The sequence below is a fragment of the Embleya sp. AB8 genome, from assembly GCF_049739465.1.
Lineage (GTDB): Bacteria > Actinomycetota > Actinomycetes > Streptomycetales > Streptomycetaceae > Embleya.
In genome coordinates, this window is sequence record NZ_JBMHHY010000007.1 from 195,727 (window position 1) to 219,233 (window position 23,507).

General features: G+C 72.5%; 19 protein-coding genes. 2 read left to right on the top strand and 17 right to left on the bottom strand.

Features of this window, described 5'->3' with window-relative positions:
• Positions 1-10: 10 nt before the first annotated feature.
• The 8 genes from ABIA38_RS12385 to dnaK all read right to left on the bottom strand — a co-directional run bounded on the left by ABIA38_RS12385 (position 11) and on the right by dnaK (position 10,528).
• The gene (locus tag ABIA38_RS12385) at positions 11-931 is read right to left on the bottom strand and encodes a Pvc16 family protein (RefSeq protein WP_424638602.1); all 921 of its coding nucleotides are present in this window, start codon (positions 929-931) and stop codon (positions 11-13) included.
• Complete coding sequence (locus ABIA38_RS12390) at positions 928-3,558, bottom strand: DUF4157 domain-containing protein (RefSeq protein WP_424638603.1); 2,631 nt, start codon at positions 3,556-3,558, stop codon at positions 928-930. Before ABIA38_RS12390 ends, ABIA38_RS12385 begins: the two co-directional genes overlap by 4 nt.
• Entirely contained in the window at positions 3,558-5,561 is a 2,004-nt protein-coding gene (locus ABIA38_RS12395; protein ID WP_424638604.1) for an AAA family ATPase, read from the bottom strand. The genes ABIA38_RS12390 and ABIA38_RS12395 overlap by 1 nt, the downstream gene beginning before the upstream one ends.
• 599 nt (positions 5,562-6,160) lie before the next feature.
• Complete coding sequence (locus ABIA38_RS12400) at positions 6,161-6,976, bottom strand: LuxR C-terminal-related transcriptional regulator (protein WP_424638605.1); 816 nt, start codon at positions 6,974-6,976, stop codon at positions 6,161-6,163.
• Positions 6,977-7,378: 402 nt separating this feature from the next.
• Positions 7,379-7,645, bottom strand: coding sequence for a DUF1876 domain-containing protein (locus ABIA38_RS12405; protein WP_424638606.1), 267 nt, complete (start codon positions 7,643-7,645; stop codon positions 7,379-7,381).
• Between the two features lie 161 nt (positions 7,646-7,806).
• Positions 7,807-8,103, bottom strand: coding sequence for an acylphosphatase (locus ABIA38_RS12410; RefSeq protein ID WP_424638729.1), 297 nt, complete (start codon positions 8,101-8,103; stop codon positions 7,807-7,809).
• The gene (gene grpE, locus ABIA38_RS12415; protein ID WP_424638607.1) at positions 8,103-8,639 is read right to left on the bottom strand and encodes a nucleotide exchange factor GrpE; all 537 of its coding nucleotides are present in this window, start codon (positions 8,637-8,639) and stop codon (positions 8,103-8,105) included. Before grpE ends, ABIA38_RS12410 begins: the two co-directional genes overlap by 1 nt.
• Positions 8,636-10,528, bottom strand: a complete 1,893-nt coding sequence (dnaK, locus tag ABIA38_RS12420; protein ID WP_424638608.1) for a molecular chaperone DnaK — start codon at positions 10,526-10,528, stop codon at positions 8,636-8,638. Before dnaK ends, grpE begins: the two co-directional genes overlap by 4 nt.
• 441 nt (positions 10,529-10,969) lie before the next feature.
• Between dnaK and ABIA38_RS12425 the strand changes: the two genes are divergently transcribed.
• Together ABIA38_RS12425 and ABIA38_RS12430 are read left to right on the top strand one after the other, a co-directional pair.
• On the top strand, positions 10,970-11,809 hold the full coding sequence (locus ABIA38_RS12425) for a DUF6923 family protein (RefSeq protein WP_424638609.1): 840 nt from the start codon (positions 10,970-10,972) through the stop codon (positions 11,807-11,809).
• Between the two features lie 187 nt (positions 11,810-11,996).
• Positions 11,997-12,824 carry an inositol monophosphatase family protein gene (locus tag ABIA38_RS12430; protein ID WP_424638610.1) on the top strand — a complete coding sequence of 276 codons (828 nt, stop codon included), beginning with the start codon at positions 11,997-11,999 and terminating at the stop codon, positions 12,822-12,824.
• Between the two features lie 780 nt (positions 12,825-13,604).
• On the opposite strand, the gene iolD is transcribed toward ABIA38_RS12430, so the two are convergent.
• From iolD to ABIA38_RS12475, 9 genes are all read right to left on the bottom strand, one after another.
• Positions 13,605-15,470, bottom strand: a complete 1,866-nt coding sequence (gene iolD, locus ABIA38_RS12435; RefSeq protein ID WP_424638611.1) for a 3D-(3,5/4)-trihydroxycyclohexane-1,2-dione acylhydrolase (decyclizing) — start codon at positions 15,468-15,470, stop codon at positions 13,605-13,607.
• The gene (gene iolB / locus ABIA38_RS12440) at positions 15,467-16,369 is read right to left on the bottom strand and encodes a 5-deoxy-glucuronate isomerase (protein ID WP_424638612.1); all 903 of its coding nucleotides are present in this window, start codon (positions 16,367-16,369) and stop codon (positions 15,467-15,469) included. The genes iolD and iolB overlap by 4 nt, the downstream gene beginning before the upstream one ends.
• Entirely contained in the window at positions 16,366-17,283 is a 918-nt protein-coding gene (locus ABIA38_RS12445) for a Cgl0159 family (beta/alpha)8-fold protein (protein WP_424638613.1), read from the bottom strand. Before ABIA38_RS12445 ends, iolB begins: the two co-directional genes overlap by 4 nt.
• Positions 17,280-18,245 (bottom strand): 5-dehydro-2-deoxygluconokinase, encoded by a 966-nt coding sequence (gene iolC / locus ABIA38_RS12450; protein WP_424638614.1) that lies wholly within the window; start codon positions 18,243-18,245, stop codon positions 17,280-17,282. The genes ABIA38_RS12445 and iolC overlap by 4 nt, the downstream gene beginning before the upstream one ends.
• On the bottom strand, positions 18,242-19,084 hold the full coding sequence (locus ABIA38_RS12455; protein ID WP_424638615.1) for an ATP-binding cassette domain-containing protein: 843 nt from the start codon (positions 19,082-19,084) through the stop codon (positions 18,242-18,244). The genes iolC and ABIA38_RS12455 overlap by 4 nt, the downstream gene beginning before the upstream one ends.
• Complete coding sequence (locus ABIA38_RS12460) at positions 19,081-20,145, bottom strand: ABC transporter permease (protein ID WP_424638616.1); 1,065 nt, start codon at positions 20,143-20,145, stop codon at positions 19,081-19,083. Before ABIA38_RS12460 ends, ABIA38_RS12455 begins: the two co-directional genes overlap by 4 nt.
• Complete coding sequence (locus ABIA38_RS12465) at positions 20,142-21,140, bottom strand: sugar ABC transporter substrate-binding protein (RefSeq protein WP_424638617.1); 999 nt, start codon at positions 21,138-21,140, stop codon at positions 20,142-20,144. Before ABIA38_RS12465 ends, ABIA38_RS12460 begins: the two co-directional genes overlap by 4 nt.
• Before the next feature lie 183 nt (positions 21,141-21,323).
• Positions 21,324-22,229 (bottom strand): TIM barrel protein, encoded by a 906-nt coding sequence (locus ABIA38_RS12470; protein ID WP_424638618.1) that lies wholly within the window; start codon positions 22,227-22,229, stop codon positions 21,324-21,326.
• Positions 22,226-23,275, bottom strand: a complete 1,050-nt coding sequence (locus ABIA38_RS12475) for a Gfo/Idh/MocA family protein (protein ID WP_424638619.1) — start codon at positions 23,273-23,275, stop codon at positions 22,226-22,228. The genes ABIA38_RS12470 and ABIA38_RS12475 overlap by 4 nt, the downstream gene beginning before the upstream one ends.
• Positions 23,276-23,507: the final 232 nt, after the last annotated feature.

Sequence of the window (23,507 nt, forward strand, 5' to 3'; positions counted from 1 at the left end):
GTGTCCTCTCTCAGGTGAAGCGCAGTTCGATCAACGCGTCGGGTGAACCGGGGACCTGAACGGCGGTGGGCGGGGGTGGCGGCAGCCCGGCGGCGGTGACCAGCGCCCGGTACGCACCGGGGCGCACATCGACGAGCACGAACCGGCCGTCCTCGCGGCTGTGGGCCCGGGCCACCTCGCGGCCCGCCGGGTCGGTGAGCACGATCGCGGCGTCGGCGACGGGGGTGGCGGGCACACCCGCTCCGGCGGTGGCGTCGAGCACGATGCCACCCACGTCGGCGAGTTGCTCGACGGGCCCGTCCGCGCCGCCGGGCGAGCTGCCGTCGTAGGAGGTGAGCACGGTGTGCACGACGCCGTCGATCCGCCGGTCGAGCTCGGGGAACGGCATGGTGACGATCAGGTAGACCGCGGGCCGCCATGACGTCGCGCGCCCGACCGTGCCCCAGAACTCGGCGAGTTTGCCGAAACCTTCGGGCGGGACCACCTCGATCGGCAACTCCGTCTCGCGCAACAGCCCTGGTGCCTTGGCCAGTTGATCGGGCGTCAGCACGGCCGAGGCGACCAGCGGATCGGCGTCCAGCAGCGTGCCCAGGACCGCGCCGAGCACCGTGTGCTCCTGCTCGGTGGCGGGCATCTGGGCACTGTCCTTGGCCGCGTTCCACGCGGTGATCAGGTAGTGGCAGCGGATCCGCGCGGGCTCCGGTCGCTCCACGGTCACCGCGCCGGTACTGCTCCGCCGCCGGATGTTCTGCCGCAGATGCCGGTCCTCGCGCAGGTCGACGAGCGCACAGTTGACCCAGACCCCCTGACCGGCGCCCACCCGCTGCCGCCAATCGTCGTCCGGCGGCTGAAACCCGATCCGGGCGCTGGTCAGCCCCGGCACGCCGGCGACCAGCGTCTCGCGGATGATCAGGTCGAGGATGTCGATCATTTGGACGTCTCCCGCACGGCGATCGTGGGCCGACGCCCGGTCATCTTCTCGAACTGGGCGGCCAGCAGCGCGAGGTTCTTGATCGTCCCGTCACCGGCCTTCGGCATGATCACCACGGCTCGGTCCCGGGCCACGAGATCCCGCCAGACCTGGTCGAGTTCCTCCGAACCCAAGTCGGTCATGTGCTTCGCCTCGTAGCTGCCGATGTCGCCGATCCGCGGCTTGTCCGCCGCCTCGTGGCGTTCGCGATACGTCCCGCCGCCGAGGAGGTCCTCCTTCAGTGCACGTTCGAAGTCGTGCCCCTGCTGCTGCGGGGTGTCACCGGTGACCGGGGCGACTTGGCTGCCCAGCGGGTCGTGGAAGACCGACACCCGGGCATCCGGGTTGGTCCGCACCCCGGTATGGCGATCCACCGCGGCGAGGTCGGTGAGCCCACGCAACGACGGGCGCCGGAGCTTGGGATCGAACGGGGCATTCGGGTCCTGCCGGGGCGCCTCCGGGGCCTTGCCCTTGCCGCCGGCTTTGGTGGCCTTCGGCGCCTTGGCCGCCTTGGGCACGCCAGGGGTGGCCGAGGGGGCCGGCTCGACCTTGATCCCCGTGGCGGCCGGCTTCATCGCTTCCGTGCCGGGCTCCTGTGTGGTCGTGGCGGGGGCCGCGGGGGCGGCCTGCTCGGCTGTTGCCTTCTTGGCCGTCGTCTTCTTCTTGACCGCCGTCTTCTTGACCGCCGGGTTCGTCGCCGTGGCCTGATCGAGCAGGGCCTGCTCGGGCGCGGTCTGCTCGGGTGTGGCCTGCTTGGCGGCGCTCTTCTTCGCGGCGCTCTTCTTGGCGACGCTCTTCTTGGCGGCACTGCTCTTGGCCGCGCTCTTCTTGGCCGCGCCCTGCTGCGCCGCCGCCTTCGTCCCGGCGGCCTGCTTGCCCGCCGCCGGGGCCGGAGCCGGGGCGACCGGTTCGGCGGAACTCGCCTTGGCCGCTGCGGTCTTGGCCTGCGCCTTGCCGGCGGCCTGCTTCGCCGCGGCCTTCTTGCCCGTCTTGCCCGCGGCCTTCCCCGCCGACTCGGCGACCGGTTGCGGTGCGGCGCCGGGCGCGGTGGGCGGCGCGGCGTGCGGGGTGGCGGGGGCGGGTGTGCTCACGTGCGGCGTGGGGTGCGCCGGGGCCGGTGGGCCGGCCGGGGCATGTGTCGGTGGCGTGCCGCCGGCCGGGTGCGCCTCGGCGGGCGGCTGCGGCTGCTTGGCGCGCGGCGGACCCGCGTGCTCCTCGCCGCCCGTACCGCCACCACCCTTTCCGCCGGCCGGCGGCGCGGCACCCGGAGCCTTGGAACGCCGATACGTGGCGGCATGCAACACGATCTGATGCAGCACCGAGATCAGCGCCCGGACCACGTCCTTGAGGTCCTGGCGCAACACCGCCTCGCGGTCGGCACCCTGGGCGCCCTTCCGGTCGGTCCACAACTTGCGTACGGCCGGCGCGACGGACAGCGTGGTCAGCGCCGCGTCGATCAGCAGCGCCGCGAGCTTCCTGCCCGCCGAGGACGCGCCGAGCCCGGCCACATTGAGCACCGCGCCGACCACCTGCGCCCAGAAGTGCACATCGTGCGGCCAGTCCTCCGGGTTGAGGTTGATCGCGTCCAGGATCGACTTGGCGGAACTCGCCGGCCCGACGACCTTCGCTGCCAGCGCCACCTCTTCGACGCCGGTGAACGCCAGGATCGTCTGCACCCCGAGCGAGCCGGCGATCTGCGACAACTCACGATCGGTGAACAGGTCGTCGGACTCCGGCGCCTTGCTCCCGGTCGCCTTGTCGTAGTGCGCCTCGAGCCAGTCGCCCGCGGCGGTCACCTTGGGCGAGATGGCCGGCGCCCCGGTATAGGGGTCCACCCACCCGGACGCCTTGGCCTTGTCCCGCAGCGCGTCCAACGCGGCGCCACCGGTGAGCAGATCGGACGCCAGGTGCAGGACGTTCTTCTCCTCGTCGGTGAGGCCGAGCGCCGAGGCAGCCTTGTTCAGCGCGCGTTCCTCCACGTCGTGCGCCGCGTACGCGAGCCCGACGACGGTGTCCGCGAGGCCGGTGACCTCCTGGACCACACCCTCCGTCACGCCCAGCGAGACCATCGCGTCGTGCCGGTTCTCCGCCTTGAGTCGGGCGAGTTCGGCCTCCTCGTCGCTCTCGCCCTTGGGGGCCCGGGACACCCCCGGCGCGGTGCCGCCCGCGACCGGAGCGGACATCCCGGCGGCGGCCCGCGCCCCGGCGCTGTGCGCCGCGCCCTCGGCGGCGGTGCCGGCCGGGTGTACGCCGCTCGGTCTCGGCTGCGCGCCACCACGTCGTTGCTGCACCACGTGCGCGAGTTCGTGGCCGATCAACGCCCGGCCCGCGTCCGAGTGCGGGTCGTAGCGGCCGGGGCCGAACACCACATGACGGCCGACCGCGTACGCCTTCGCGTCCAGCCGGTCGGCCGAAGCCGCCGCGTCGGTGTCGGTATGTACCAGCACGTCACCCAGCGACGCCCCGAACGAACGTTCCATCGGCGCCCGCAGCGCCGCGTCCAGCGGCCGGGCCCGCTCGGTCCGCGACTCCAGCTCGGCGGGCAGCCGCGCCGCGCTCTCCCCGGCCGCCTTCGTACCGGACGCCATCACACCACCCCCATCCCGACGGGGGCCTGCGGGGCGGGTCCGATCTTGTCGTACTCGCGCTCCATCGCCCGCAACACCGCCGCCCGATCCACGATCCGGCCGGCCGCCGCCGCCAAGTGCGCGGCGGCGACCGCCACGTTGTGGATGTGGCCCCCGGACAGCGGGTAATGCTCGGCGAGTTCGCCCGGATCGACGTCGACATCCAGGGGCAGCGCCGGCGGCCAGACCGTCTCCCAGATCCGCCGCCGCTCGGCCGCTTCCGGAAAGGGAAAGTGCACGCAGTAGGTCAACCGCCGGACGAACGCGTCGTCCATGTGATGCAGCAGGTTCGTGGCGAGTACGGCGAGCCCGTCGTGCTCCTCCATCCGCTGGAGCAGGTAGGCCACTTCCAGGTTGGCGTAACGATCGCGCGCGTCGTGCACCTCGCTGCGCTTCCCGAACAGGGCCTCGGCCTCGTCGAACAACAGCACGGCGTCGGTGCGTGCGGCGGCGGTGAACACGGCGTCCAGGTTCTGTTCGGTCTCGCCGATGTACTTGGACACCACCGAGGCGAGGTCCACCCGATACAGCGGCAGCCCGAGTCGGCCCGCGATCAGCCGCGCGGCCAGCGTCTTGCCGGTCCCGCTGGGCCCGGCGAACAGCACCGACACCCCGCGTCCCTGGCCCGGTCGCTCGGCGAAGCCGTGCCCGTCGAGCACGAGGCGATGCGCCGCGACATGGGCACACACGTCGTCGAGCCGCTCGCCGACCTCGCCCGGGACGATCAGCGCGGACCAGTCGGTCGAGGTGGTCAACCGCGAGGCGAGGCGGCCCAGTTCGCCGCCGCTGACCCGGGCGGCCACGTCGGCGACCTCGGCCGCGGTGGTGTGCAGCGGCGTCCCGGGCTCGACCCGGCCGCGAGCCCGGGCGGCGACCGCGTCCAGGGTCTGCCGCAACTCCGGCCCGGCGAGGTGGGTCCAGCCGGCGAGTGGATCGGCCCCGTCCGCGCCCGCGACCCGCACCCCGTGGGCGGCGAGCGCGCCGGCCAAGCCGCCCGCGACGCCGACCGACGGCAGCCGCGACACGGCGAGTGAGACCACCCGTTCGGCCGGCACCTCGGGCCCGCCCGGCGGCAGCGACCCGGGGCCGCCGACCACGATCGTGTGCGCGAACCGCTCCCAAACCGCGTCGGGCGGCATCACCGCATGCGCGTCCACCACCAACACCGCGTCCCGCAACAACGCCTCGGCGGCCAGCGCGCGCACGAGCACCGGGTCGGCGAACGCCTCGGCCCGCACGGTCAACGCCCGCCGGCCCGCCCGGACCACGCTCCACCAGGCCACATCCAGGCAGCTCGGCGGCGGTGCGCCATGCAGATGGGTGAGTGTGGCCGCGTCCCCCACCAGCCGCGCGACCAGCGCCTCCGCCACGAACGGATCGGGCACCTCGGCCGGCGCGTACCCGTCCAACGTCGCGAACGGCACCAGCACATCGGCGAGTCGGCTCACCGCGAACACCCGCCGCAACAACACGCCCGAGGCCCGTACGGCGGTCGCGTACGACGGCCCACCACGCCCCCCGTCACCAACGGCCTCGACCAGCCCGCAGCGCAACAACGGCCCGGCTGAGGAGAGCCGCACCGCCACCGCCGCCCGATCCTCCCCGGTCTCACAACACAGCCGAGCGAGCAGATCAAGCGTCGGGTACGGCTGCCCCGAGTCGCGCTGCAACCAGGCGATCGCCCGGCCGAAAACGGGATCCAGATCCGGCCCGAGCACCAACGCCAACACGGCCAGATCGAACGCGTCGAACCCGTATCGGCGCAACGGCAAGGCCAGATGCGCCGGCAACGGCGGGCCGGCAACCACCACCGGCACGCCCCGCGAACCCTGGTCCGCCAAAGCGTCCCGAACCTCCCCGTAGGAGGGGTAGAGCCGCTCCAACGAACTCTCGCCGGCCTGCGCCCCGTTCACGTCACCCGCCGCCACCGCGCGGATCAGCACATCGGCGACCCACCGCTCCAACTCGGAGAGATCGGGAAACCCGGATGTACCGGATGTACCGGACCCGCCGAGAGACTCACCGGGAGACTCATCGGGAGACGCGTCTGGAGCCGCGCTGGGCACGCTCGAACCGGCCGAGGCTATGGAGGCCATGCCGCGATCCTTGATCAGGCCCCGCCACCCCGTCATCCACCCGACAGGCCGATCTTTCCCCTCCGGAGGAGTAGACCCGGGACCCCCACCCACCACCCACCTCTCCACCCGGGTTGGACCCCCACATCCACCCCCGAGGACGTCAGCCACCCGCGCAGCACGTCGACGCCCACGCCCAGGAGCACCGGGCGAGCCCACAACCGGCACGTCGACACCCACACCCCGGCCATCCCCGCGCGCCCACCGTGACACGTCGGCGCCGCGGACGCGGCCCCCTCAGGTCCACCCTGGCGCAGCGCCACCCACGAGCCCGGCCACGCTATGCGGCCACTCCTCGGCGCGTCGGCGCCCACGGCTGTGGCCGCCGACCCGACCCCGGCCGCGCCGACCCGCTCCGCCCACGATCAGCGCGCGCGCTCAACGCCCCCGACCCCGCCTCGGCACCACCCCGCTCGCGACCCCACCACCTACCGTGCTCCCGCGCCGTCCTCCGTCGGTTGCTCGTGGTCCGGGGTCGGTCGGGTGCGCGGTGTGCGCCGGGTCCACGGTTGTGTCGACGCCGTGCCGTACGCGCCGTTCGCACCACCCCGGCGGCCCGAGGTCGCGTCGGCGATCCGGGCCAGGCCGAGCGGGTCCGCCGTCGGCGCCGCCCGCAGCAGTGTCGCCGCGGCCTCCCGGTGCGGAACGCCCAACTTGCGCAGTAACGCGTGCACATGCGTCTTGACCGTGGACAGGCCGATGGACAACTGCCGGGCGATCTCGTGGTTGGACATGCCCTCGGCGACCAGGAAGAGGATCTCGCGTTCGCGCGCGGTCAGCGTCTCGGGCAGCCCCGCGACCCCCCGCTGCGGGCCGATCGTCGGGGACTGTACGCGCTGCAACAACAGTGCCGCGATCCGCGGACTGCACGACGCCTCGCCGCGCACCGCGCCGACGATCGCCGCGGCGGTCTCCAGTACGGAGTAGTCGAGGCCGATGAAGCCGGCCACACCCGCCTCCGCCGCGGTGATCACGTCGTCGCGCGATTCGTCCACGCCGAGCGCGATCAGCCGGGTGTCGGGCGAGCCGCGCCGGATCGCCCGGATCGCCGGGATGCTGTCGGGGGTGGCGAGATCGAGCAGTAGTACCGAGGGCCGCAGGCGCCGTGCGCCGGTCACCGCCTCGGCGGCGGAGCCGCCCGAACCGACCAGGCGCAACGACGGTTCGTCGGCCAGCGCCCGCACGGTCGCTTCGCGATAGATCCGGACCGGGGTGATCACGATTACCTCGATCGCCGCACTCATCGGCTCTTCTCTGCCCCCCGCCGTGGCACGCGCGCAGCGGGCGCTCCACCCGCGAAACCGTCGCCCGGCGTGCCGAAACCGGCGACTGCGCCCATCGACCATTGACCATTGACGACTCAACGTAATCGATCGGTCGCGCTAAAGCGTAGCGTCGTGGTCGATATCTCGCCACAAGTCCGCGGATCGCCCCACAGATCACAGCACGACCCACGAACCACCGTCACCCGAACGGAAATCCGCAGCCGCCCTCGCGCCGGCGGGGGTCCCCCGACCGCACCGTCGCACGACCGTCCGCACGCACGAACGGGAGTCCGCGACCGCACCGACTCGCGGACTCCCGCCCGCACGCGGTCGATTCGGCCACGCGCGGGGTCGCGCCGGCTCAACGGGGGGCGCGCCGGCTCACACGAGGGTCCGCACGGGCCGCTGCGTCGTGGCCTCGATCTCGCCCGCCGCCTTGTCCAGGAGTTGTTGGGTCAGCCCGGTCAACGCCCGTGCCGCGGCGATCTCTTCGCCGACCTTCGGCTGATCGGGATCGTCCGGGTAGCGGCTGGCATGCGCGTGCGAACGCAGCTCCGTACCGTCCCGCAGCCGGAGCAGCGCGGCGGCCTCGGTCCGCTTGCCGTCCTCTTTGAACTCCATCTCGATGTGCCATCCCACGACCTGCATAACCGCCGCCTCCAAGCCCCCCTTGTCCACTCGGATTCACCTGTGCCCCTCCCACCAGCATCCGTCACGCCGCCGAAAATCGATAGTTCTCCCACCTCCCTTCCACCGGCCCTCCGCCGGCCCTCCGCCAGTCCTCCGCCGGCCCGGCACGGGCCCGTTGCTCAGCCCGGCCGCGGCATCGGCGTGGCCCGAATCTCGAACCCGCCGAGCCCCTGCGGGATTTCGTCCTCCTCGAACACGTACACCCGATCCACGATGGCTCGCGACGGTCCCTGTCGCGCCCACGCCACCAGCCGGTCCACCTCGGCCGGTTCGCCCTCGAACACCGCCTCGACCGTGCCGTCCGGCAGATTGCGCACCCAGCCCGCCACGCCGTGCAACATCGCCGTACTGCGACAGGTGTCCCGGAAGTACACGCCCTGCACGTCCCCGGCCACGATCACCCGCCTGCGGATCATCACTCGCCCGCCACCGCCGGCGGCGCCGGCGGCCCGGTCACCGTCACCCGGGCGGGCCGCAACAACCGCTCGCCCACCCGATAGCCCGGCTGATGCACCACCGAGCAGATCGGCGGATCGACATCGGCCCGAACGGACAGCGCCAACGCATCGTGCACATGCGGGTCGAACACGTCACCGATCGCGCCGAACGCCCGCAGCCCGAGCGCCGCCAGCGCGTCCTCCAAGCCGTCGACGACCCCCGCGACACCGGTCTTCAGGTCGCCCGCCGCCCGGGCCCGGTCGAAGCCGTCCAGTACCGGCAGCAGCGGGGTCAGCACATTGGCCAGCGCCGCCTCCCGCACCGCGAGCCGGTCCCGCCGCACCCGGTCGCGATAGCCGGCGTAGTCCGCGTGCAGCCGGCGCAGTTCGTCCGCGTGTTCGTTCGCCTGACCACGCAGCGTGGCGATCTCGGCCAGCAGCGTGGCCAGGATCGGCGACTGCGGCTGCCCGGCCGGGACCGGCAACAGCCCGGGGCCGGGCGAGATCCGGTTCATGGGGTCCCACCTCCGCGCTTGTCCTCGTCGACGATCTCGGCGTCGACGATGTCGTCCTCGGCGGCGGCACCCGCGCCTGCCGCGCCCCCGGCGGCGGCGCCACCCGCTCCGGCGCCGGCCGCACCCGCCGCGCCCGGCTGCGCGTTCGCGTACATCGCCGCGCCCAGCTTCTGGCTGGTCGTACTCACCCGCTCCGCCGCGTCGCGGATCGCGCCCAGGTCCTCACCCGCCAGCGCCGTCTTCAGCTCGGCCACCGACGTCTCCACCTCGGTGCGTACCTCCGGCGGTACCTTGTCGCCCTCGTCCTTGATGAACTTCTCGGTGCTGTACACCAGTTGCTCGGCCTGGTTGCGGGTCTCCGCGGCCTCGCGACGCTGGTGGTCCTCCTCCGCGTGCGCCTCCGCCTCGCGCATCATCCGGTCGATGTCGTCCTTCGGCAGGCCCGAGCCGCCGGTGATGGTCATCGACTGCTCCTTGCCCGTGCCCAGGTCCTTCGCGGACACGTGCACGATGCCGTTCGCGTCGATGTCGAACGTCACCTCGATCTGCGGCAGCCCGCGCGGGGCCGGCGGCAGCCCGGTCAGCTCGAACATGCCGAGCCGCTTGTTGTACGCGGCGATCTCCCGCTCACCCTGGAACACCTGGATCTGCACCGACGGCTGATTGTCGTCCGCGGTGGTGAAGATCTCCGAACGCTTCGTCGGAATGGTGGTGTTGCGCTCGATCAACTTCGTCATGATGCCGCCCTTGGTCTCGATCCCCAGCGAGAGCGGCGTCACATCCAACAGCAGAACGTCCTTGACCTCACCCTTCAGCACACCCGCCTGCAGCGCCGCGCCGACCGCGACGACCTCGTCCGGGTTGACGCCCTTGTTCGGCTCCTTGCCGCCGGTCAACTCCCGGACCAACTCGGCGACCGCGGGCATCCGGGTCGAGCCGCCGACCAGGACCACCTGGTCCACTTCCGACAACGAGATCCCGGCATCCTTGATCGCCGCCTCGAACGGTCCGCGGCAGCGCTCGAGCAGATCCCGGGTCAGCTCCTGGAACTGCGCACGCGTGAGCTTCTCGTCCAGGTGCAGCGGGCCCTCGGCCGACGCGGTGATGTAGGGCAGATTGATCGAGGTCTCCGTCGCGCTCGACAATTCGACCTTGGCCTTCTCCGCCGCCTCGCGCAGCCGCTGGAGGGCCATCTTGTCCTTGGACAGATCGATCCCGTGCGCGTTTCGGAACTGCTTGACCAGGTGGTCCACCACCCGCTGGTCCCAGTCGTCGCCGCCCAGGTGGGTATCGCCGTGCGTCGCCTTGACCTCCACGACGCCCTCGCCGATCTCCAGGAGCGACACGTCGAACGTACCGCCGCCCAGGTCGAACACCAGGATCGTCTGGTCGCGCACCTTGTCCAGGCCGTACGCCAGCGCCGCCGCCGTCGGCTCGTTGACGATCCGCAGCACATGCAGCCCGGCGATCTCGCCGGCCTCCTTGGTCGCCTGCCGCTGCGCGTCGTCGAAATACGCCGGCACCGTGACCACGGCGTCGGTGACCTTCTCCCCCAAATACGCCTCGGCGTCGCGCTTGAGCTTTTGCAGCACCCGCGCCGAGATCTCCTGCGCGGTGTAGCGCTTGCCGTCGATGTCGCCCGTCTCGGGGAAATGCCACGAGTTGTCACCCATGTGTCGCTTCACCGACCGCGCGGTGCGCTCGACGTTGGTCACCGCCTGGCGTTTGGCCACTTCACCGACGAGCACCTCGCCGTTCTTCGCGAACGCGACCACCGACGGTGTCGTCCGCGCCCCTTCCGCGTTCGTGATGACGGTGGGTTCACCGGCTTCGAGAACCGCGACCACCGAATTCGTCGTACCGAGGTCGATACCAACCGGACGTGCCATGACGGCGCTCCTCGAACGTCACACGCTCCGATGGCACACCCGCGCCGCCGCGACACCGAAGGCACCGCAACGACCCCCGACCCGCGAAACCGCCACCGAGCTCTCGTACCTTGCGGCCGTGCGGGTACTACCCCCGAAATATGACCCAAGATCCCCCCAACCAACCCACCCACCCCCAACAACCACCCCGAGCCCCGACCCCCCTACATCGGGTAACCGAACCTCCACGACCTGCGTATTGCACCGGGCCGGCGGTGGGGTGATTCGTGGGTGTGGCGGGTGGGATGGGTGTAGGTCGCAGATAGTTCATCGGGGAAGGCTTGGCAGGGGTGGGTGATAGGGGGTGTGCTGGTCGGGTCCGTGTTGGGATCGTGTTGCAACTGCCGTTGCCCTGGCGGTGCTTGGCCATCCGGGCGCGGCCTGGTCGAAGGGTTCGTGTTGATGCGTCGACGTTCCGTACGCCGAGGTTTGAGCGCCGCGACGAGTGTGTTGTGCGGTGCCGTGCTTGCCGTTGCCCTGACCGCGTCGCCCGCGTTGGCGGCCACCGAGTGGAAACAGACGTCGAGTAAGACCTTTCTGTTCCTGGACGCGCTCCAGCGGTCCCAGGGCGTTGCCACCGATGGGCAGAACTGGTTCTTCTCCTGGCAGAACGGGCTCCAGCGGACCACGCTCGACGGGTCGAAGATCGTCGACCGGCCGTTCGCGATCCCGAAGCAGATCGCCGATCTCGGTGGCAACCACATCGGTGACATCGACTACTACAACGGGAAGATCTACGCCCCGATCGAGGACGGCAGTGCCTACCAGCACCCGTTCATCGCGCTGTTCGATGCCAAGACGCTGGAGTTCACCGGCACCGCGTACGCGCTTCCGCAGAATCTGCACACCCAGGGCGTGCCGTGGGTGGCCGTCGACCCGGCGCGCGGCTACGTCTACACCGCCGAGTGGAACAACACCACCGCGCTCAACGTGTTCAGCCTGGCCGACCTCTCGTTCGTCAAGCGGGTGCCGCTGAGCAGCACGGTCAGTCGGATCCAGGGCGCCAAGATCTACCAGGGCAAGCTGTACGCGGCGGCCGACAACGACGTGAAGTCGATCTACCGGATCGACCCGGACACCGGCACGCTCACCGATGTGCTCGACCGCAACCTGCCGTCCGGCACCGAGGCGGAGGGCCTGGCGTTCCTGCCGACGCCCGACGGCGCGGTGATGCACACGCTGGATGTGGCGCCGTCGCGGCTGTGGGTGAACTTCCGCAACTACCAGCCCACGACGGGCTGACCGGTCGCACCGACGGGCCGCGCCGAAGGGCCGCGCCGGCGGCGGGTCACCGACCCGATCCGGCGACGCGGCCCAACTTGGTGGTGGACGACGGCGGGCCTCGACATAATGCAGGGGCCAATCCCATGCATGACGGCGATCCGAGGTGGGGACGACTTCACGATCGCCGTAGGCGAGGAGCGACACCGTGGTCTTCCCCCTCCCCCGTACGCTCGCGGCACTGCGCATCGCCCGTGAGGCCGCCCAGACGATTCGCCGGGCCGGCCGGCCGCGGCGGATCCGGCTCAAGTCCTCCGCCGCGGACCTGGTCACCGCGACCGACCTGCGGGTGGAGAAACTGGTCCGGGCCTGGCTGAGCAACCACTACCCGCAGGACGCGGTGGTCGGCGAAGAAGGTGGCGGGCTGGCCGAGTTGGACCTGCGGCGGCCCACCTGGTTCGTGGATCCGCTCGACGGCACCACCAACTTCGCGCACGGACTCCCGCACTACGCCTGTGCGATCGCGTTCTGGGACGGCGAACAGCTCGCGCTCGGCGTGGTCGCGGACGCGACCCGGCGGCGCACCTACTGGGCGGAGGCCGGGCGCGGCGCGTACGAGGGCCGCAAGCGGTTGCGCGTGTCGGATACGCGTACGCTCGGGCGCAGCGTGCTCGCCACCGGCTTTCCGCCGTCCCGGGCCACCGATCCGGACAACAACCTGGCCGAGTTCCTTTCGGTGGTCAACGGCACCCGCGACGTGCGGCGGTTGGGCTGCGCCGGTATCGATCTGTCCTGGGTGGCGGCGAGTCGGCTGGACGCCTACTGGGAGCAGCGGTGCGGCCCGTGGGACTGGGCGCCCGGCGCGATCCTGGTCCGCGAGGCGGGCGGGCGGGCCACCACGTTCGAGGGCGAGGACTGGAAGCCCGGCGACGGCGAGCTGATCGCTTCCAACGGCGCCATCCACGAGCACCTGCTCCGCTCCTTCGCCGGCGCGAGGGCGGACGCGGGCCTGCCGACGCGGCCCTTGGCGGCCTGACCCCGAGGGCCGCCAACGTCAGGCCCCCGAACCGCAAGGCCGCCGCCTCGACCGCGCCCGACCGACGCCACGCCCGTCGACCACGCGCAACCCGCGGCCCGAGCCTGCCGCCCGTCGGCTCACCGCTCCGCACACGCCGCGCCCGGCGGCCTCGGTCCCCACCGCGTCCGGCCCGATCCCCGAGCCCACCGGACCCGCCACCCACGCCTGCGGCACCCCGGAGCACTCCCGGACGGCCCGATCGCCGGCCCACAACCCCGCCGACTCGGCCCCACCCCACCCACTCCACCCGGCCACCGCCAACCGGCTTCGAACCCGAACCGGCCCGCGCCGACGCCGCACCACCCGACCCGACCCAGCCACGCCCTCGGCGCCCCAAAGCACTCACGACCCGCTCGCCGAGGCCGCCGCCAAGCCCACCACCGACGTGCCCGTCCGCCCGCAGCCCCGCCCACTCACCCCCGGCCCGCCCGCTCCGCCCGCACGACGTCCAGCCACCGGCGGGCCGCCGTCACCTCGGGCCGGGCCGATCGCTCCGGCACCACCCCAACCACACCCGACCACCCACCCCAGCCACGGCCGACCCCACCGCCACCCACACGCCGGCCACACCCCCGGCCCGCCCGCTCCGCCCGCACGACGTCCAGCCACCGGCGGGCCGCCGTCACCTCGGGCCGGGCCGATCGCTCCGGCACCACCCCCAACCACGCCCGACCACCCACCGCAACAACGGCCAACCCCACCGCCACCCACACGCCGGCCACGCCCCCGGCCCTCCGCTCACGCCCGGCCCGACCGCTCCGCCCGCACGACGTCCAGCCGGCGGCGGGCCTCCCGCACCTCGGGGCGCGCCGACACCTCCGGCACGCCCACCTCCCACCACGCGCCCGCGTCGGTCCAGCGGTCGGGGCGCGTGTGGACCACCACCACGGCCGGGCCACGGCAGGTCCGGGCCGTCGTGTACGCCTTCGCCAACTCCTCGACCGTCTCGGCGGTGAACACCTCCGCGCCGAGCGCAGCGGCATGTGCCGCGAAGTCGACCCGCCGATCCGCGACCCCGCCCGGTCCCCGGCAGTCCGCGATCATGTTGTTGAAGGGTGCCGCCCCCTGGCCCTCCTGGAGCCGCGCGATCACCGCGTAGCCCCCGTTGTCGCAGACCACCGCGACGAACCGGTGCCCGGCCAGCACGGCCGAGTACAGCTCGGAGTTGAGCATCAGGTAGGAGCCGTCGCCGAGCAGTGTGGTGACCACCCCCGTCGGCCGGGCCATCGCCGCGCCCCACGCGCCCGCGATCTCGTAGCCCATGCAGGAGAATCCGTACTCGACGTCCATCGTCGACGCGCCCACCGCCCCCGACGCCCGCCACCCGCCGACCAGTTCGCCGGGCAGCCCGCCGGCCGCGCCCAGCACGTAGTCGTCGGCCCCGGAGAGCCGGTTGACCACCCCGACCACCTGCGCGTAGGTCAGGTCGCCGGGCGCCGCGCGCAGCCCGTCGACCACGGCGTCCCAGGCCCGGCGCTCGATCTCGGCCCGCGCCGACCAGGCCGGGTCCGCCCGCCAATCGCCCAGCAGCGGGGCGAGTTCGCGCAGCGCCTCGCGCGCGTCGCCGGTCACCGGCAGCGCGCGCCGCTTGACCGCGTCGAACCGGGCCGCGTTGATCGACAACAACCGCGCGTCGGGGGCGAACACCGTCCATGACGCGGTACCGAAGTCCTGCAGGCGCGTACCCACGGCCAGGATCAGATCGGCGGCACCGGCCAGCGTGTTCGCCGACGCCGACCCGGTGATGCCCAACGGCCCGGCGTGCAGCGGATGTTCGTGCGGCAGCAGGGTACGTCCGGCGACCGTCTCGGCGAACGGGACACCGTGCGCCTCGGCCAACCGCAACACCTCGGCCGCCGCCACCGAATATCGCACCCCACCGCCGACCACCAACAACGGCCGCCGCGACCCACGCAACAACTCCGCCGCATCGGCCAGTTCGCCCAGATCGGGCCGAGGTCGCCGGGCCCGATGCAGGCGCGGCGCGAACATCGCCACCGGGAAGTCGTACGCCTCGCCCTGCACGTCCTGCGGCAACGCCAGCGTGACCGGCCCGCACTCGGCCGGATCGGTGAGCACCCGGGCCACCTGGGGCAGGGTCCCGATCAGCTGCTCGGGCCGGGTGATCCGGTCCCAGTGGCGGCTGACCGCGCGAAACGCGTCGTTGGCCGTGGTACCCGGCTCGTGGAAGTGCTCGACCTGCTGCAACACCGGATCGGGCGCCCGACTCGCGAACGTGTCCCCGACCACCAGGAGCAGTGGCAGCCGATTGGCATGCGCCACCCCCGCCGCGGTGACCATGTTCAGCGCGCCGGGTCCGATCGACGACGTCGCCACCATCACCTGGCGCCGCTCGGTGGCCCGCGCGTAGGCGACCGCGGCGAGCGCCATGCCCTGTTCGTTCTGGCCGCGCCACACCGGCAGTCGTGCGCGCACCTCGTGCAGCGCGTCGCCCAGGCCGAGCACGTTGCCGTGGCCGAAGATGGCGAACACCCCGGGGAACAGCCGGGCCCGGCGGCCGTCCACAAGTTCCGTCTCCTGGGCCACCAGCCAGCGGACCAGGGCCTGGGCCGTGGTCAGCCGCACGGTACGCGTGGTGCTCATCGGGTTCCTCCGCTCGGGACCGGCCGGGGGGTCAGCGGGCATCTGGGGTCCGGGTCCTGCCCGAGCCAGCTCTCCCGGACCCAGTGGTGCGCGGGATCGTCGCACGCAAGCATGGCGCGTTCCGCGGCCGGACCGGCCATCACGTTGAGGTAGTAGAGGTGGTGTCCGGGCGCCGCCACGCACGGCCCGTGGTAGCCGCGCGGCACCAGGAACACGTCGCCGTCCCGAACCGTCACCGTCGCGTCGATCGAGCCGTCGGCGGTGTAGGTGCGATGCAGTGCGAACCCCTCCCGGTCGGGGGTGCGCCCGTCCCGCCCGGCCACCCGGAAGAAGTAGATCTCCTCGTTGACCACCTCGTGCGCGCTCGCCCGATCGTGCTTGTGCGGCGGGTACGACGACCAATTGCCGTCCGGGGTGAGGATTTCGCAGACCACCAGCTTGTCCGCCGGGAACACGTCCGGGGTCAGCAGGTTGTTCGCCTGCCGGGTCGCCCGTCCCGCGCCACGCACCTCGACCGGCACCCCGGCCGCCGGCCCGTACGCCGGGTCCAACCGCCGGCCCGCCCGCGCCGAGGCCAGCGCCAGCTGGCAGCCATGCCTCGTCGACAGCCGCAACTCCGCGTCGCGCGGTACGTAGGCGAAGTCGGTGACGGCGGTGAACACCGAGTCGCGGCCCGCCAGTTCGAATCGCCGCCCCTCGGTCTCCACGGTCACCGAGCCGGCCAGCGGGATCACCGCCACCTCGTCGTCCCCGGTGGCCGACACCCGCCGCCCGCCCGGTGCCAGGTGCACGACGCGCAGTCCGCTGTACCGCCAGCCTGCCAGCTCCGGGGTGATCGACACCGGATCCTCGGCCCCGGGATCCGCGCCCCAGGGATGGAACAGCCGTTGCTCGCTCACGTGTTCGCCTCCGTCGCCCTCGGGTATGCCGCCCGCAGTACCCGCGCGGCGGCGTGCACCGCGCCGCGCACGTCCCCGTCGGCCGGATAGAGCAGTGCGCGTCCCACCACCAGGCCGCGCACCGCCGGTTGCGCCAACGCGCGTCCCCACGAGGACAGATCGGCGCCCGGGTCGGCCGACGGCACACCGCCGAGCACCACGGTGGGCAGCGTGGTGGCCCCGATCACCAACTCCGGCTCGTCGGTCGCGGGCAACTTGAGCCAGGTGTAGGCCGAGGTCGTACCCAGCGCCGAAGCGACCGTCACCGCCCGCACGTTCGCCTCGGTCGACCGATCAAGCACCAGCCGCCCGGCCGCGTCCCGCCGATACGGCAGCGGCTCGATCATCGCCGCGATGCCGTGCTCCGCGAGCTCCCCCACCGCCCGGGCGCAGCCCTGCAGGGTGGGTATCGTGCCCGCGTCGGCGTCCACGATCCGCAACAACATCTTGCCGCCGTCGAGTCGATGCCGGCGGATCGCGTCCGCGTCGTAGCCGGTGAACCGGTCGTCGATCTCCCAGGCCGCGCCGGCCAGGCCGCCCCGATTCATCGAGCCGATCACGATCTTGTCGTCCAAGGCGCCCAGGAGCAGCAGTTCCTCGATCACATCGGGGGTGCCCAACACCCCGTCCACGTCCGGGTGTTCGAGCGCGGCGACCAACCGGCCGAGCAGGTCGCGCCGATCCGCCATGGCCAGCGCGTCCGTCCCGACCCCGAGCGAGCCGCGCCCGGGATGGTCGGCGGCGACCAGGAACAGCGTGCCGTGCGCGGAGAGCAGGTGTGGTCGGCGCCGACGCGCGGCGTAGCCGGCGGAGACGGCGTCGGGTCGGTGTGCCCGAGTCGCCAGCAGGGTGGTCCAGTCGCGGTCGCTGATCACGTTCGGGTCTCCGACATCGGGTCGTTCATCAGGTCCTCGATCTCCCGGCCGGTGGGCATCGCGTCGGCGCAGGCGAGCCGCCCGGCCACCAGCGCCCCGGCGGCGTTGGCGTATTCGGCGATCCGCACCGGGTCCCAGCCGGCCAGCAGGCCGTGCACCAGGGCGCCGCCGAACGCGTCCCCCGCGCCGAGCCCGCACACCGTCTCGACCCGGCGCGGCGCGACGGTGGCGCGGCCCCCGGGGCCGGCCACCAGGACACCGGCGGCGCCCTGCTTGACCAGGACCAGGTGCACGCCCCGGGCGAGCAGGCGGTCCGCGGCCAGGTCCGGATCGGTGGTGCCGACCGCTATCGCCACCTCGGCGCGGTTGCCCACCACCACGGTGGCCTCGTCCACCAGCGCGCCGATGTGCCGGGCGGCGGTGGCCGGGTCGGGCCAGAACATCGGCCGGTAGTCGAGGTCGAGCACGGTGTGCGCGCGCCGCCCGCGCGCGGCGAGCATCCGCAGATGTGTGCCGCGCGAGGGCTCCACGCTCACCCCGGTCCCGGTCACCCACAACACCGGCACCCGGCGGACCAGGTCCCAGGGCACGTCCTCGTCGGTGAGCGTGAGGTCGGGTGCGGTGGGCAGCCGGTAGAACAGCAGCGGGGGGTCCTCCGCCGGGTCGAGCGCGCAGAACACCACGGGGGTGAGCAACCGTTCGTGCGTGGACACCCGGGTGGGATCCACCCCGAAGCCGGTCAGCGCGGTGCGTACGAACGTGCCGAACGGGTCGGCGCCGACCTTGGTCAGCACGGCCGTTCGCCGGCCGAGCCGGGCGGCGGCCACCGCGACGTTGGTGGCCGTACCGCCCAGCGATCGGGCGAAGGTTTCCACTCGGTCGAGCGGGACGCCGCTCTGCTGCGGGTAGAGGTCCACGCCGACCCGCCCAACGGTGAGCAGTTCGGGTTCGACCCCGCTCATGCCTTGGCCTCCGTAGCCAACTCGTGGGCCAATGCTTCGAGTTCGGCACCGCCCGCCATCTGCCGGGTGAGTTCGGCCAGGCTGATCTCGGCCTTGGCGAAGCTGCCCTGGCCGCGGCCTCGGTTGAGCAGCAGGAATCGGTCGCCCACCGGGTAGGCGTGGTGCGGGTTGTGCGTGATGAACACGACGCCCAGGCCACGATCGCGGGCCCGGGCGATATAGCGCAGCACCACGCCGGCCTGCTTGACCCCGAGCGCGGCGGTCGGCTCGTCCAGGATCAATACCTTGGCGCCGAAGTGCACCGCCCGCGCGATCGCCACGCACTGCCGCTCGCCGCCGGACAGGGTGCCCACCGGTTGCTCGACGTCGCGCAGATCGATGCCCATGTCCAGGAGCGCGCGCCGGGCGGTGCTCTTGGCCTGCGCGATGTCGATGCGGGCGAACGGACCGCGGCCCTTGGCCGGTTCGGAGCCGAGGAAGAAGTTGCGCCAGACGCTCATCAGCGGCACCACGGCCAGGTCCTGGTAGACCGTGGCGATCCCGTGGTCCAGTGCCTGGCGCGGCGAGCCGAACCGCACCGGCACCCCCGCCACGAGGTAGTCGCCGCTGTCGTTCTCGTGCACCCCGGCGAGGATCTTGATCAGCGTCGACTTGCCCGCGCCGTTGTCGCCCAGGACGCAGGTCACCTCGCCCGCGTCCACCGTCGTGGAGATCTCGTCGAGCGCGATCACATTGCCGAACCGCTTGCCCACGGCGCGCAGTTCGAGCAGGTGTTCGGCTCCGGCGCGGGTGGCGCCGGCCGGCTCCCCGGCACTCGGGGAGGTGGTCGGATTCGTCATCGGCGAGACCTCTCCGCGCGGCGCCGGAAGGAGTTGTTGACCAGTACGGCGGCGAGCAACAGCACGCCGAGGAAGAGCTGGAACCAGTCGCTGTTCCACTTGGCGTAGACGATGCCCTGGCGGGCCATCCCGAAGATCAGCGCGCCCACCGCGGCGCCGATCGCCGAGCCGTAGCCGCCGGTGAGCAGGCAGCCGCCGATCACCGCGGCGATGATGTACTGGAATTCCAGGCCGATGCCCTGATTGGCCTGGACCGAGGTGTAGCGCAGGATGTTGATCGAGCCCACCAGCCAGGCGGCGCCCGCGGTGGTCATGAACAGCATGATCTTGGTGCGGTCCACCGGGACCCCGACGTTGCGCGCGCTCACCGGCGCGCCGCCGACGGCGTAGATCCAGTTGCCGAACCGGGTCCGGGCGAGCACCCACGTACCGAGCGCGGCCAGGATCAGCCACCAGGACACCGAGATCTGGATCTCGGTACCGGCCACGTGCAGCGTCGAGGCGAAGTACCGGGCCGCCGCCGCGTAGTCCTCGGTGGCCCGCATCCCGCTGACCTGGACGCTGTCCGTGACCTGCCGGGTGACGCCGAGGTTGAGGCCCTGCAGGGCCAGGAAGGTGCCGAGCGTGATGATGAAGCTGGGCAGTCCGGTCCGCACCACGAGCCAGCCGTTGAGCGCGCCCACGGCCAGCGCGAACAGCAGGGACACGGTCAGCGCCGGCCAGACCGACCAGCCGGCCCGGGTCGACAACATCGCGGTGATGAGCGCGGTCGAGGCGGTCATCACCCCGGCGGACAGGTCGAATTCGCCGCCGATCATCAACAGCGCGACGGCCACCGCCATGATGCCCAGGGTGGCCGAGTCGTCCAGCCAGGTCGCCGCGCCGGCGGCGGTGAAGAACCCGTCGGCGACGAACGAGAAGAAGCCCAACACCAGCAGCGCGCCGATCAGCGAGCCCAGTTCGGGTCGGACCAACAGCCGGTGGAACAACCGTGCGGGCGTCACCCGTTCGTCGGCGGCGGGCGAGGCGGGCGTGGTGGGCGGCGCCGGGGTCGTGGTCATCGGGTCCCCCGCCGCGCGTATCCGGCCACCACGTCGACGTTGTTCCGGTCCACGAAGCCGGGACCGGTCAGTACGGGTCTGCCGCCGCCGACCGTGTTGGCGTTGTCCCGGTAGAGCTTGATCATCGTCACCGGGAGGTAGCCCTGGAGGTATTGCTGCTGGTCCACCGCGAAGCCGATGGTGCCCGCCTTGATCCCGGCCACCACGTCCGGGTTGAGGTCGAACGTGGCGATCTGCGCCTTGCTGCCCGCGTCCCCGACCGCGCCGACCGCGACGGCGGCCACCTGCGGGTTGAGCGCGAGTACCGCGTCGATCGAGGAGTCGGACTGCAGCGCGCCGCGAATGCGCGCCTGGGTGTCGGTGGGGTTCGCGATGTCCACCTGAAGGGTCCGGGCCGGCCCGGCGAACCCGGCCTTGGCGCCGTCGCAGCGCTGGTTCAGGCCGATGTTGCCCGCCTCGTGGATCACGCACAGCAGCTTGGTCCGGCCCGCCTGTCGGAGTCTGGCGCCGGCCGCCTCGCCGGCGATCGACTCGTCCTGGCCGACGTGCGCGATCGCGCCGAACTCGGCGGACCTGGCCTGCCCGGAGTTGATGGTGATCACCGGAATGCCCTTGGCGGTGGCCGCCTTGATCGAGTTGGCGAGCGCGTCGGGGTTGGCCATCGAGACCACGATGCCGCCCACGCCCTGGGTGACCGCGTTGTCGATCAACCGGGCCTGGGCCGCCGGATCACCGTTGCCCTGGTACTGGACGTCCACGCCGAGTTTGCGGCCCGCGTCCTGCGCGCCGTTCTGGACGACGCTCCAGAATGCGTCACCGGCCGAGCCGTGGGTGATCACGGCCACCGTGTTGTTCCCCTTCGCCGCCGCGCTCGGCGCGCCGCCGGCGGCGGTTTTCTCGGCGTCCGGGTCGATACCGGTGGGACTGCTGCAGGCGGCGAGCACGAGCGCGGACACGCCGAGGGCGGCGGCGAGTCCGAGGGAACGTCTGGGCATCGAATACTCCTCGTCAGCACGATCGGGACGGCGGGGAGGCTCTGGACGGTGGGGGCGGCGGCGCGGTCGGCTCGGTGGCGGCGGCGGTCGGTCCGGACGGTACGGTCGGCGGCGTCGCCGGATGGCGGTCAGGGATGTCGTACCCGCCCCGACGCCCGCCAACGGCGAATTCGGCCGGCGGCATCACGCCGACCCGGCGCCTCGGTTGCCGCACAGATGGGCCAGACCGCGTGCGGTGTCCCGGCGCGGCAGCTCCGCGTCGGCCGGATCGTCGCTCAGCCTGGTGTCCTGCTCGAGCACGAACCACTGCCGGTAGCCGGCCGCCCGCAAGGTCGCGACGATCTCCGCGATCGGCACGTCCCCCGCGCCGAGCGGCCGATACAGGCCCCGGCCGACCGCCTCGGCGTAGCTCAGCACACCGGCCCGGACCAGCGCCGCGGTGTCCGCGTGTACGTCCTTGAGGTGCACGTGTCCGATCCGCTCAGGCAGCCGGCGCACCAGGTCGAGCGGATCGCTCCCGCCGATCAGCAGGTGCCCGGTGTCCAGGCACAGCGGCAGCGTGCTGTCCCGGAGGAAACGTTCGACCTCGGCGGCACTCTCCACATGGGTCCCCACATGCGGATGCAGCGTGGCGCGCAACCCGAACTCCTGTGCGATCCCGGCCACTTCGTCGGCGGTGTCGATCAGCCGCCGCCACTGTGCGGCGGACAACCGGGGGCGGACGTCGTAGCCGTCGAGCCCGGTGGCCGCGGCCAGGACCAACACCTCGCCGCCGGCCGCGGCGATCAGCTCGGCGGTCCGCTTCGCCGTCGCGCGCGCCTGCGCCGCGCGGTCCGGGTCGTGCAGCACGAGTGCGGCGAACGAGCCGACCAGGGACAGCCCGTGGCCACGCAGCACGCCGTCGAGCGCCGAGGGGTCGGCGGGCAGGTAGCCGGGCGGGCCCAGTTCGGTGGCGGTCAGCCCGAGACCGGCCATCTCGCCGAGCACGGTGTCCACCGGCAGGGTCGGCCCCCAGCCGGGCACTTCGCATACCCCCCACGAGATCGGCGCCCCGGCGAGGCGCAGCTCCGGCGGGGCCGACACGGTCATCGGGCCACCTCGACGGCCGCCGCCGGACCGATGCCCACGTCGGCCGGGACGCTCGCCGGGTCGACCGGCCGGCCCGCACGCCGGGACCGCTCGCAGGCCTCGGCGAGGACCAGGCTGCCCAGCGAGTCGCGCACCGGCGACGGATTGGCCTGCCGCCCGGCGACCACCTCGACGAACACCCGCATCTCGTTGCGGTACGCGCGGGCGAACCGCTCCGGGAAGCCCGGGTAGGCGTCGGGCCGGGCCTGCGGACCGCCCGGCTCAAGCGAGGTCAGCGGCGTCCGCGGATCCAGGCCCACCACCAACGACTGTGCCGAGCCGAGCACTTCGATCCGGTGGTCGTAGCCGGCCGGGTTGTGCCGCCCGCCGGTGAGCACCGCGTGCGCGCCGCCGGCGAAGCGCAACACCACCACCGCGTTGTCCACATCGTCGGCGTCCGCGAACGCCCGGTCGACCAGCACCGACCCACCGGCGAACACCTCGACCACCGGCTCGCCGAGCAACCATGGCACCGCGTCCAGATCGTGGATGAGCAGGTCGCGGAAGATCCCGCCGGACGCGGGCAGATAGCCGAGATCGGGCGGCGCGGCGTCCTGCCCGATCGCCCGGACCAGGTAGGGCGTACCCGACTCGCCCGCGTCCAGGCGCCGCTTCAGCTCGATCACCGCCGGGTCGAATCGGCGCTGGAAGCCGACCAGTACGGGCACCCCGCTTGCCTCGACGTCCGCGATCAGCACGATCAGCTCGGCGAGGTCCGACGCGATCGGCTTCTCGCACAGGGTCGGCACGCCGGCGGCCACGGTCCGCCGCACCCACTCCGGGTGGGTGTCGGTGGGCGTGGCCAGCACCACGCCGTCGACGCCGGCGAGCAGGGTGTCGGGGTCGGCGACCGCCGCGGCGCCCAGTTCGCGTGCCAGGGCCACCGCGCGTTCCGGTTGCGGATCGAACAGGACGAGCTCGTCGACCGTCTCCAGGGCGGTGAGGTTGCGCGCGTGCATCGCGCCGATCCGCCCCACGCCTGCGACTCCGATACGCATGAGACTCATTTCTCCAGTGGACGGGTGGAACCGGACAACCGGGAATGCTCCAGGAAACGTCCCGTCGGCGCGCCGCACCCTTTGGAGCGCTCCAATTCGGGAACGCCCCAAGACTGATCCTCGCCGTCCGAGCGTGTCAAGGGTCACTCGCAACGTGCCCGGTATCCCGCCGACACACCATGATCGACGCGCATTGCAGCCATTCGTCGGCGCCGTCCGACCGATTCCGCCGATCCACTTG